The sequence below is a fragment of the Sphaerisporangium melleum genome (assembly GCF_014646695.1).
GTDB lineage: Bacteria > Actinomycetota > Actinomycetes > Streptosporangiales > Streptosporangiaceae > Sphaerisporangium > Sphaerisporangium melleum.
The window spans coordinates 1-10,060 of record NZ_BMNT01000066.1; the positions used below are offsets into that span (position 1 = coordinate 1).

The following is a 10,060-nucleotide window of genomic DNA, read 5'->3' on the forward strand; positions in this document are numbered from 1 at the left end:
TGGGACAGATTCGGCGCCTCCACCTCGATCGCGGCCAGCAACTCCCGCACCTGCTTGGGCCCCTCGCACAGCAGCTCCAGCACCCGGATGCGCAGCGGGTGGCCGAGCGTTCTGAACAACTCGGCCTGGGCCTGATACAGCGGGACCGGCATCATCCGCCCCCGCCCTCGACGATCTCGGCGGCCGGACCGGCCGCCGGCCGGGATGCCCCGGCGATCGCACGGGTGGCGGCCGGCCCCGCCAGGCCCTGCGCCTGTGCGGCATGCGTCCGCGCCCTGAGGTCGTCGCCGTTGCGTCGTGCTGCGGCCGATGCCCGGCGCGCCGTGATCGGCCGCAGCCGGCGATTGTCCTCCAAGGCACTCACGCGCCCGGCTCTCCTCCACTGTCGTGGTCTGCTTCGCCCCAGTGGTCGTCCAGCTCCGCGGGTGCCGCAGGTGTCACACCAACGCCCAGCTCCCGCCGCAGCGAATCGAGATCACCACCAGGGCTGTACTTCAACGCGCGAGCGACCTTCACCTGCTTGGCCTTGGCCCGGCCACGTCCCACCGACATCGCCTCCTCGTCGACACGCAGCACTCGATTGCGGTCATAGAGAATTACGAAAAGCTGCAACTAGTCAAATCGGTGGCGCGGCCCTGGGGTCCGGCAGGGCGAAAAAGCGGGGCCGGAAGGCGATCTCGGCGCCGGCCGGCCGCGGATGCGTCGCGGCCGAACCGCCGATCGTGGCGGGCCGGCTCGTGCTCCCCAACGCCCCGCACCCGCCCCTGAGACGCCCCGGTGGAGGGTCTCAGCCGGTGACATCGACCACGATCTTGCCGGCCGCCTCCCCGGCTTCGACGATCTTGTGGGCCTCCTCCACCGTGGCCAGGGTGAAGCGGCGGGGGTCGACCAGCGGAGCCAGGACTCCAGCGTCGGCCAGGGCGGCCGCCTCGCGCAGGATCTCACCGTGGTGCTCCCGGCCGCGCCCGGTCAGCATCGGCAGCAGCGTGAACACCCCCGAGTAGGTCGCGCCGCGGAACGACAGCGGAGCCAGGCTGTGGCTCCCCCAGCCCAGGGCGCTGACCACGTGGCCGGTGTGGACGCGTACCGCGGTGAACGCCCCGTCCAGGGCCGGGCCGCCCACGGTGTCGTAGACGATGTCGAAGCCCTCACCCCCGGTGTGCTCGGCGACGTACTCCTCCACCGAGGTCGCCCGGTAGTCGATCGGGACCGCGCCCAGCCCGCTGATCGTCTGAAGGCTGCGGGCCGACCCGGTGGCGAACACCTGCGCGCCGCGCGCCGATGCGATCTGGACGGCGATGTGCCCGACGCCGCCCGCGCCGCCGTGCACCAGCACCTTGTGCCCGGCGCTCACCCGGGCGCGGTCCACCAGGCCCTCCCAGGCGGTGACGACGGCCAGCGGCAGCGCAGCGGCCTGCCGCATGCTCAAGCCGGCCGGCTTGCGGGCCAGCAGCCGCGCGTCCACGGCGGCGTACTCGGCGAGCGTTCCCTGCAACTCGCCCACGCCTCCGGCCAGGCCGTAGACCTCATCGCCCGGGGCGAACCCGGTGACCTGCGGACCGGCCTGCTCCACCACGCCGGCCAGGTCCATTCCCAGCACGGCCGGCAGCCGCGTGCGGGCGTGGGCGGCCCGCCCGGCGCGGATCTTGGTGTCCAGCGGATTGACGCCGCTCGCGCTGATGCGCACCAGCACCTGGCCAGGGCCGGGGACGGGAGTGTCGATCTCGGTGAGGGCCGGCGGAGCGCCGAACTCTCGCAATATCACTGCACGCATCGGGGATGCACCTTTCCAGTATCTCTCACTGTCCGCCGATCAGGCACAAGCGCGCCACAAGGACGGGCCCGACCAGCGGTTTCATACAGACAGGTCTGTTTTCTCCAGGCCGGAGGAACCCCCCGCGCCGCGAACGCGCGCGGGGGCGGGGTCAGGCGGGGCAGGCGGCCTGGACCAGGGCCCGGGCCGCGGCCTTGGCGGCCTGCGGCATGGCGGGGTCCTGCTCGAGCTTGCCCGCCGCCAGCGTCCCGTCGACGAGCAGGGTCAGCTGCAGGGCCAGCGCGCCGGGGTCGGTGGCGCCGGCCGCCGCGGCCAGCTCGCCCACCCACGCGCGCACCGCGCGCTTGTGCTCGACCGTCACCTCATAGGGGAGGCTGCCCGGCTCGCTCTCGGCGGCGGCGTTGATGAACGGGCAGCCGTGGAACCCATGCCGCTCGTAGGACTCGGCCACCGCGTCGAACAGGCCGACCATCTGCTCGCGCGGGTCGTCCCCGGCCGCCAGCGCGGCCCGGCGCAACTTGCCGCGCCAGGACTCGTCGGTGCGGCGCAGGTAAGCCGCGGCGAGCTCGTCCTTGGACGGGAAGTGGACGTACAGCGTCGCCTTGGCCACCTTGGACTCGGCGATGATGCGGTCGACGCCCACCCCGCGCAGCCCGTGCGCGCCGAACAGCTCCCCGGCCGTGGCCAGGATGCGCTCACGGGCCGGAAGGCGCTTGGCCGTCGCAGGCATGGCGCTCACCCGATCTCTCCTTGCGGACCCGCCCATCGGGCCCGCGACCCAGCATAACCGACAGACAGGTCTGTCTGTTTCTGGGCTCCGGCGGAGCGGCGCGGGCGTTCCGGTGCGCCGGACGGCGGGTGTGCGTCAGGATGTGTTCGGGTGCGGGATGTCCGCCGGCCTGTCCTGCGCCGCGGCGGACTCGGTACGTGACAGTGAGGCGAGGAGCCGCAGTTTCTCGTCGCTGTCGCTGTCCTTGTCGGGGTAGTAGACGACGAGGATGACGTCGTCGATGGGAAGTTTGTCGCGGTGGAGGCGGAGTGCACCGACGACGGGGTGGTGCACCGTGGTCGTGCCTCCGTCCAGAGCGCGGACGTCGTGGCGGGCCCACAGCGTGCGGAATCGCCCGCTGGACAGGGAGAGTTCGCCGACGAGTTCGACGAACCGGGGGTCGTCTATGTCGTCCCCGATCGTGGTGCGAAGGGCGGCGACGAAATCGGCGGTGGCTTTCGTCCAGTCCTGGTGGAAGGCCTGTTCCTCAGGATCAAGGAGGAGAGAACGCAGCCGGTTCTGGCCGGGCCGTAGCCGGGGGGAGAGCGCGACGGCCATGGCGTTGGCGGCCAGGACATCGAACGCGCGTCCCTCGACGAACGCGGGGATCTGCAGGTGGGCGAGCAGTTCGTGCACCCGCGCCGGTACGTGCTCGGGCCGCTTGCGGCGTGGCGCCTTCGGCCGTGCCGCCGCGAGGCCGAGCAGATACGCCCGCTCGAGGTCGTCGAGCCGCAGGACCCGCGCCAGTGATTCGAGCACCTGGGGTGAGGGGTTGTTGTCCCGGCCCCGTTCCAGACGCAGGTAGTAGTCGGGACTGATTCCGGCGAGCAGGGCGACTTCCTCGCGGCGCAGGCCTGGCACCCGGCGGTTCCCGCCCGGCGGAAGTCCTGCCTGCGCCGGGGAGACCAGCTCACGCCGGGCACGAAGGTAGCGACCGAGCCGGTTTCCGGATTGCTCATCCTTCATACCGACACCGTAATGCGGTGCGAGCGTCGCAAAGGGGGCCCTGTCAGGACCAGGGAAGACGGGGGTCCTGCCCCACGCGGCGGATGCCGTCAAGACTGCGGTGACATCTGCCTCCAAGAGGCAGAGAGCATCACCGTCTGCGCTGCCGGCCTGAATGCCGGTAGCGTCCTGGACCGAAGGGAAGATCTCGTGGATCTCTCCAACCGCACCGTTCTCATCGTCGGCGGAACCTCTGGCATCGGGAGAGAGCTGGCCCGCCGGTTCGCCGCGGCCGGCAGCACCGTGGCCGTCGGCGGCCGCAGCCCGAAGGCGCTGGCGGAACTCGCCGCGGAAGGCTTCGGCACGATCAGCGTCGACGTCACCGACGGTGCCTCCGTCGCATCCGCCCGGGACACCACGCTCGCCCGCTACCCCGAACTGGACACCGTGGTGACGATGTCGGGCGTCATGCTCCTGGAGGACCTGCGCGACCCCGCGCACTTCGAGGCGGCACAGACGACGATCGACACCAACCTGCTCGGCACCATCCGGGTCATCGACGCCTTCACTCCGCACCTGATCCAGCGGGGCGCCGGGACCTTCATCACCGTCACCTCCGGCATCGCCTTCCTGCCGTTCCCGCCCATGCCCGGCTACGCCGCCTCCAAGGCCGCGGTGCACGCCTACTCGGAGGCACTGCGGGCGCAACTCGACGGCACCGGTGTCGGTGTCGTCGAACTCATCCCCCCGGCCGTCGCCACGGCAGGCCAGGAGAAGGTGAACCCGCACGCGCTACCGCTGGACGACTTCGCCACCGAGGTCATGCATCTGCTCTCGCAGGACCCCACCCCCCGCGAGATCCTCGTGAAGGGCGTCCTCATGCACCGCTGGGCCGAGCGCGACGGCACCTACGACGACCTCGTCGCCCAGCGCTCGAAGGCCCTGGCCATGCTCCCCAGCCGCCAAGGCTGACCCTCCCCCGCCGGCGGCCACCTCGCACATCGCCCCCGGCGGCCACGCGTCCTGCACACGAACCCGCCCTCGCCGCTTCCCGGCGAGCCGTACGGCCGGCGTCAGGGGGTGTGCGCGCCGGGGCGGCGGGCGGGCTGGAACAGCTCCACCAGGTTGCCGGCGGGGTCGGCCAGCAGGATCTGGCGGCCGCCCGGACCGGCGACCACCTCGCTGCGGAAGGCCAGGCCCGCCTCGCGCAGCCGGGCGATCTCGGCGTCCAGGTCCTCGACGGTCAGGTGGATGCGGTTGCGCCCCGCCTGGCCGGCGTCGGCGGGCGTGGCGCGGGCGCCGGAGCTGGCGGGCCCGGACAGCAGCAGCCGCAGCGGCCCGCGTACCACGTCGGCGAACGCGGGCGCGGCGCTGCCGTTGAGGGTGAAGCCGAGGTGGGTGGTGTAGAAGTCGACGCTCGCCTGGACGTCGTCGACGAGGTAGCGGACGCCGGCGTAGCGGTGGTCGGGCGCGGTCATGGGCGAGCCTCCTGTGTCTGGACGAGAACGGGCAGCAGGTAGCGGACACGTGCGTCGATGTCCGCCGCCACGCGGGCGAACGCGCCGGGGTCGTCCTGCCCGGCGGGGTCGGGGGTGCTCCAGTGCAGGCGCCGCCCGTGGTCGCCGAACTCCGGGCAGACCTCGCGGACCCTGTCGCACAAGGTGATCACGTAGTCGAACCGGTGGCCGCGCAAGGCGTCCAGATGGCGGGGCCGCCGGTCGGCGAGGTCGATGCCGTACGGTTCGCGCAGCGCCTGCGCCGCGAGCGGATGCGTGCGCTGCCCGGGCCGGCTCACACCTGAAGGGTGGGCCCGGCCCGCGCGGTGCAGGCCGGGGTGCCCGGTCCACGCCCAGGTCCGGCCGTCGCGGCAGCCTCGGCGCAGGTCACCGCAGGCTCTCAGGCCACCGCAGCTCTCAGTGGACCGCCGGCCCAGGTGAAGAACGCTGGGCCCATCGTCGGGGGCCGGGCGCAAGCGGCGCAGGTGGGTCTCAGGTGATGCCGGGGGCGGGCTTGAGGGCCACCTGGCGGCCGAGATCCTCCTCCTCGGCCGCGGCCAGCACCGCCTCGAGCAGCCCGGGAAAGCGGTCGCGCAGCTCGCCGCCGCGCAGGACCACGAAGCACCGGGTGCCCTCCTGGCGGGTGCGGGTCAGCCCGGCGTCGCGCAGCACCCGCAGATGGTGGCTGAGCGTCGACTTGGCCACCGGCGCCTGGAACTCCCCCCAGCCGCGTTCGCTGCCGTCGGCCAGCACCCGGACCACCCCGACGCGGATGGGATCGCTGAGCGCGGCCAGCACGCCGGTCAGCGTGATGTCGCCCACCTCGGGGTGCCGTGCCGGTCTCATGGCGCCAATGCTAGCGTGTTCGATGTTCCACGAACAACGAACGAAAGGTGCCGTCGTGACCGACCAGCTCAGCGGCCTGTTGGATCATGTCGCGGTCGTGACCGGTGCGGGATCCGGCATCGGCCGCGCCACCGCCCTCGCCTTCGCCGCCGCCGGCGCGCACGTGCTGGCCGTCGGCCGCCGCGCCGAACCTCTGCGGCAGACCGCCGGCTTCCATCCCCGCGTCGCCGCGCTGAGCGCCGACATCACCGCCGACGGCGCGGCCCAGCAGGTGGCGGAGGAGGCGATCAGGCGCTGGGGGCGCCTGGACGTACTGATCAACAACGCCGGCGCGGTGGCCATGATGCCCCTGGCCGAGACCGACGCCACCCGCCTGAACGACATGCTGGCGCTCAACGTGACCGCGCCCAGCCTGCTCGCCCGCGCCACGCTGCCGCACCTGCGCGCCGCCCGCGGCTCCATCGTCAACATCTCCAGCACCTACGGTCACCGTCCCCTGCCCGGAGCCGCCCACTACGCCGCCACCAAGGCGGCCATCGAACAGCTCACCCGCAGCTGGGCCCTGGAGCTGGCCGCCGACGGCGTCCGGGTCAACGCGGTGGCCCCCGGCCCCACCGAGAGCGAGGCACTGGCCGCCGCCGGCCTGTCGGAGGCCGAGGTCGAGCGGGTCAAGCAGGAGGAGGCCGCCGGCATCCCGCTCGGCCGCAGGGGCACCCCCGAAGAGGTGGCCGCCTGGATCGTCCGCCTGGCCGACCCCGCGGCCACCTGGATCACCGGGCAGGTCCTCACCGTCGACGGCGGCCTGGAACTCACCTGAAGGGCCGCCCGCCCTCATGGCCGCGACGCGTCGTTTCGCGCGGTCGGCCGCCACGCCAGGGCCCGGGGCGGCATGCCCCCCAGAACGCCCCTGCCGGGACCGGCGTCCCGCGCGCGTGCTTCGGGCACTCCAGGCCGGCCGGCGACTCCTGCAAAGGCCGAGTCCGTTGCGATGTGCGGCCGGATGGCGGGGGTTGGCGCGCTGATCAGACATCTGTCAGCATTCTGGCGCGATGTCGTCCTGGTCGAACGGCGCAGCGCGGCGGTGGGGTAGCCGGCTCGCCGCCCGATGACACCCGGAAGGAACCACGCATGGCCACTCCGCACACCTTCCCTCTGCAGCCGACCCCGATCCACGTGCCCGACAAGGTCCTCGACGACCTGCGCGCCCGTCTCGCGTTGACCCGTCCGCCACTGGACGAGGGAAACGAGGACTGGTCCTACGGCGTCCCGGACGGCTATCTGCGTGAGCTGGCCGCCTACTGGCGGGACGGCTACGACTGGCGCAAGGCCGAGGCCGCCATCAACGCCTACGAGCACTACCAGGTGAACGTCGCCGGTGTCCCGGTGCACTTCATGCGCAAGCCCGGCCGCGGCCCACGCCCGATCCCGTTGGTCCTCACCCACGGCTGGCCGTGGACGTTCTGGCACTGGTCGAAGGTCATCGACCCGCTCGCCGACCCGGCCGCGTCCGGCGGTGACCCCGCCGACGCGTTCGACGTCATCGTGCCGTCCCTGCCGGGCTTCGGCTTCCCCGGCCCGCTCACCGGCTTCCCGGACGTCAACTTCTGGAAGGTCGCCGACCTCTGGCACACCCTGATGACCGAGACCCTGGGATACGAGAAGTACGCCGCCGGGGGCTGCGACATCGGCGGGATCGTCTCCAGCCAGCTCGGCCACAAGTACGCCGACGAGCTGTACGGCATCCACATCGGCTCCGGACTGCCGCTCGACTTCTTCACCGGCCCCCGCGCCTGGGACCTCGCCCGCAACCGGCCCCTCACCGACGACCAGCCCGCCGACGTCCGCGCCCGCATCATCGAGCTGGACCATCGCTCGGCGTCCCACCTCGCCGTGCACATGCTCGACGGCGCCACCCTGGCCCACGGGCTGAGCGACTCACCCGCCGGACTGCTCGCCTGGCTGCTGGAGCGCTGGAACGCCTGGAGCGACAACGGCGGTGACGTCGAGTCGGTCTTCACCAAGGACGACCTGCTCACCCACGCCACGATCTACTGGGTGAACAACTCCATCGCCACGTCGATGCGCTACTACGCCAACGCCAACCGCTACCCCTGGACGCCGGCCCACGACCGCACCCCGGTCGTGCAGGCCCCGGTCGGCCTCACCTTCGTCACCTACGAGAACCCGCCCGGCGTCCACACCGCCGCCGAACGCGTCCAGGCGTTCGAGAACGGCCCGCAGGCCGCCTGGTTCAACCATGTCAACGTCAACGCCCACGACCACGGCGGCCACTTCATCCCCTGGGAGAACCCCGACGCCTGGGTGAGCGACCTGCGCCGCACCTTCCACGATCGAAGGCCCTGAACGACGCGACGCCGGCGGCCGGTGCCGGGGATGGCCGTCGCTCCCGTGGGCGATCGGCAGGTCCGGGGATCGGGCTTCGTCTGGCACCTGATCCCCGGGGGCACCGTCCCGCGGTGCGGTTCAGCGCGCTCCGCGGGCCCGCCTCACCGGCCGCCGTGTGAGTCCCGCTTCGATGTGGCGGAGCCTGGCCGGACGTCGCCGGAATGTCATCGTCGCCGGCCGGCCTCGCGGAGCATCGCCTCTGTTTCGGGGTCGGGCATGATCTCCCGGACCTCCTGCGCACAGCGGCAGGACAGCGCGATCTTGGCGGCCCACGCCAGCGCCTCTTCGCGTGAGGCCACGTCGAGGACCACGAACCCGCCGATGACCTCCTTGGTCTCCGGGTAAGGACCGTCGGTGACGGTACCGTCCGTGGCCACGATGCTCGCCCGCTGCCTTTCCAGTCCGGTGCCGAACACCCACACACCGGCGTTCACGGCCTCCTGGACCACCGCGTGCGCGGCCTTGCCCACATCCGGCATGTCCTCGGCGGGGATGTGGTCCATCGCGCCGTCATCGAACGAGATCAAGTACCGCGTCATCCCGTCACTCCCTTGTACCGGCGGACTCCTGCGGCCGCCTCTCGCCTGTTCCACGAACGACCCATCCCAGATCCGACACCTACAGCGGATACTTTTCCGGGTCGTGTCCGTTCGCCGCGACGGTCCTGCCCGACCGGAGCTCCACGGTGGAACACTCGGCCGTGGTGTGCGTGAAGATGGATGCCAAGTGTCGACAGGCGCGGCTCCGGCCGCCCGAGCCGCGGAAAGGCCCGTCAGTGAGTGTTGAGACCAGAGTGTCCGGCCGGTGAGAAGATCAGGACGCTACGAGTCGGCGAGAGCACTGATCGCGAGATTGCCGGGACCGCTGCCCGCCCTTGCCCTGAAGCACCGTGAAGTGCTGAAGTTCGCGGTGGTGGGGGGAACGGCATTCCTGGTGGACAACGCGGTGTTCTACGGGCTGAAACTCACCGTGCTGGAACCGAAGCCGGTGACCGCCAAGGTCATCGCGGTGCTGGTGGCCACGATCGTGTCCTACGTGCTGAACCGCGAATGGTCGTTCCGGACCAGGGGCGGTCGCGAGCGCCATCACGAGGCGGCGCTGTTCTTTCTGGTCAGTGGCGTCGGTCTGGCGCTCAATTCCGTACCGCTGTGGATCTCCCGGTACGTGTTCCTGCTGGAGACCCCGGAGGTGAGCCTGGTCACCCAGGAGGTCGCCGATTTCATGAGCGCGCAGGTCATCGGCACGCTGATCGCCATGGTCTTCCGCTACTGGGCCTTCCGGAAGTGGGTCTTCCCCGACGAGGACGCCCACCCCGGCCGCGTACGGCCGGCTCCGGCGCCCGAACCCAAGGACGAGGCTGCCTGATCCGGCCCACCCGCCCGGGCGCCGGATCCGGTCGTACCGGGTCCGGCGCCGTGCGGCATCGGCACCGCGGGCTCGGTGCCGCTCTCCAGGAGGTGGCCGGGCGAGCCGTCGACGGTGACGGTCGGAAGTGCCGTCACCGGGACAGGTCGGGTGTGCTCAGGCCGATGCGGAGTTGATGGACTTCGAGAAGACCTCCATCATCGCCCTGGCGAACTGCGGCATGTCGGGCCACCCCCGGCAGGAGATGAGGTTGCCGTCCACCACGTCGGGAGCGTCGATGACCGTCGCACCCGCGTTCTCCATGTCACCGGTGATAGGAGGGAAGCACGCCGTCTTACGGCCCTTCAGCAGCCCGTACACCGCCGGCACCTGCGCACCGTGACACACCAGCGCGATCGGGAGATTACGCGCGAAGAAGTGCTCGGTGATCCGCCGGACATCGGCATCGACCCGGATCCA

15 protein-coding genes are annotated in these 10,060 nt (G+C 71.7%); 4 read left to right on the forward strand and 11 right to left on the reverse strand.

Annotated features, from left to right (window positions below):
* From IEY93_RS35460 to IEY93_RS35485, 6 genes are all read right to left on the reverse strand, one after another.
* On the reverse strand, nucleotides 1–152 hold a 152-nt coding region (locus IEY93_RS35460; RefSeq protein ID WP_189167556.1), incomplete at its 3' end, for an ArsR/SmtB family transcription factor.
* A complete protein-coding gene (locus IEY93_RS35465) occupies nucleotides 152–364 on the reverse strand; it encodes a hypothetical protein (RefSeq protein WP_189167557.1) in 213 nt (70 codons plus the stop codon). The genes IEY93_RS35460 and IEY93_RS35465, both read right to left, overlap by 1 nt.
* The gene (locus tag IEY93_RS35470) at nucleotides 361–612 is read right to left on the reverse strand and encodes a DUF3073 domain-containing protein (protein WP_372444498.1); all 252 of its coding nucleotides are present in this window, start codon (nucleotides 610–612) and stop codon (nucleotides 361–363) included. Before IEY93_RS35470 ends, IEY93_RS35465 begins: the two co-directional genes overlap by 4 nt.
* 175 nt (nucleotides 613–787) lie before the next feature.
* A complete protein-coding gene (locus IEY93_RS35475) occupies nucleotides 788–1,774 on the reverse strand; it encodes a zinc-dependent alcohol dehydrogenase family protein (protein WP_189167558.1) in 987 nt (328 codons plus the stop codon).
* A gap of 151 nt (nucleotides 1,775–1,925) precedes the next feature.
* The gene (locus tag IEY93_RS35480) at nucleotides 1,926–2,504 is read right to left on the reverse strand and encodes a TetR/AcrR family transcriptional regulator (RefSeq protein WP_229691742.1); all 579 of its coding nucleotides are present in this window, start codon (nucleotides 2,502–2,504) and stop codon (nucleotides 1,926–1,928) included.
* Between the two features lie 135 nt (nucleotides 2,505–2,639).
* On the reverse strand, nucleotides 2,640–3,509 hold the full coding sequence (locus IEY93_RS35485) for a helix-turn-helix transcriptional regulator (protein ID WP_189167560.1): 870 nt from the start codon (nucleotides 3,507–3,509) through the stop codon (nucleotides 2,640–2,642).
* 189 nt (nucleotides 3,510–3,698) lie between these two features.
* Here IEY93_RS35485 and IEY93_RS35490 point away from each other — a divergent pair, with 189 nt between their 5' ends.
* Nucleotides 3,699–4,460, forward strand: coding sequence for an SDR family oxidoreductase (locus IEY93_RS35490; RefSeq protein WP_189167561.1), 762 nt, complete (start codon nucleotides 3,699–3,701; stop codon nucleotides 4,458–4,460).
* Between the two features lie 101 nt (nucleotides 4,461–4,561).
* On the opposite strand, the gene IEY93_RS35495 is transcribed toward IEY93_RS35490, so the two are convergent.
* From IEY93_RS35495 to IEY93_RS35505, 3 genes are read right to left on the reverse strand one after another with little or no spacing between them, the layout of a single operon-like run.
* The gene (locus tag IEY93_RS35495) at nucleotides 4,562–4,966 is read right to left on the reverse strand and encodes a VOC family protein (protein WP_189167562.1); all 405 of its coding nucleotides are present in this window, start codon (nucleotides 4,964–4,966) and stop codon (nucleotides 4,562–4,564) included.
* Nucleotides 4,963–5,460, reverse strand: a complete 498-nt coding sequence (locus IEY93_RS39980) for an arsenate reductase/protein-tyrosine-phosphatase family protein (RefSeq protein WP_504739361.1) — start codon at nucleotides 5,458–5,460, stop codon at nucleotides 4,963–4,965. Before IEY93_RS39980 ends, IEY93_RS35495 begins: the two co-directional genes overlap by 4 nt.
* Nucleotides 5,461–5,476: 16 nt before the next feature.
* On the reverse strand, nucleotides 5,477–5,830 hold the full coding sequence (locus IEY93_RS35505; RefSeq protein WP_203968598.1) for an ArsR/SmtB family transcription factor: 354 nt from the start codon (nucleotides 5,828–5,830) through the stop codon (nucleotides 5,477–5,479).
* Between the two features lie 55 nt (nucleotides 5,831–5,885).
* Between IEY93_RS35505 and IEY93_RS35510 the strand changes: the two genes are divergently transcribed.
* Together IEY93_RS35510 and IEY93_RS35515 are read left to right on the forward strand one after the other, a co-directional pair.
* Nucleotides 5,886–6,647 carry an SDR family NAD(P)-dependent oxidoreductase gene (locus IEY93_RS35510; RefSeq protein WP_229691739.1) on the forward strand — a complete coding sequence of 254 codons (762 nt, stop codon included), beginning with the start codon at nucleotides 5,886–5,888 and terminating at the stop codon, nucleotides 6,645–6,647.
* 311 nt (nucleotides 6,648–6,958) lie between these two features.
* Nucleotides 6,959–8,194 (forward strand): epoxide hydrolase family protein, encoded by a 1,236-nt coding sequence (locus tag IEY93_RS35515; RefSeq protein ID WP_189167564.1) that lies wholly within the window; start codon nucleotides 6,959–6,961, stop codon nucleotides 8,192–8,194.
* Nucleotides 8,195–8,400: 206 nt separating this feature from the next.
* On the opposite strand, the gene IEY93_RS35520 is transcribed toward IEY93_RS35515, so the two are convergent.
* A complete protein-coding gene (locus tag IEY93_RS35520) occupies nucleotides 8,401–8,775 on the reverse strand; it encodes a YciI family protein (RefSeq protein ID WP_189167565.1) in 375 nt (124 codons plus the stop codon).
* A 265-nt stretch (nucleotides 8,776–9,040) separates the two neighbouring features.
* Between IEY93_RS35520 and IEY93_RS35525 the strand changes: the two genes are divergently transcribed.
* Nucleotides 9,041–9,601, forward strand: a complete 561-nt coding sequence (locus tag IEY93_RS35525; RefSeq protein ID WP_189167566.1) for a GtrA family protein — start codon at nucleotides 9,041–9,043, stop codon at nucleotides 9,599–9,601.
* Nucleotides 9,602–9,757: 156 nt separating this feature from the next.
* Here IEY93_RS35525 and IEY93_RS38990 read toward each other — a convergent pair.
* Nucleotides 9,758–10,060, reverse strand: a 303-nt coding sequence (locus IEY93_RS38990) for a DJ-1/PfpI family protein (RefSeq protein ID WP_229691740.1), incomplete at its 5' end; no start/stop codon positions are given.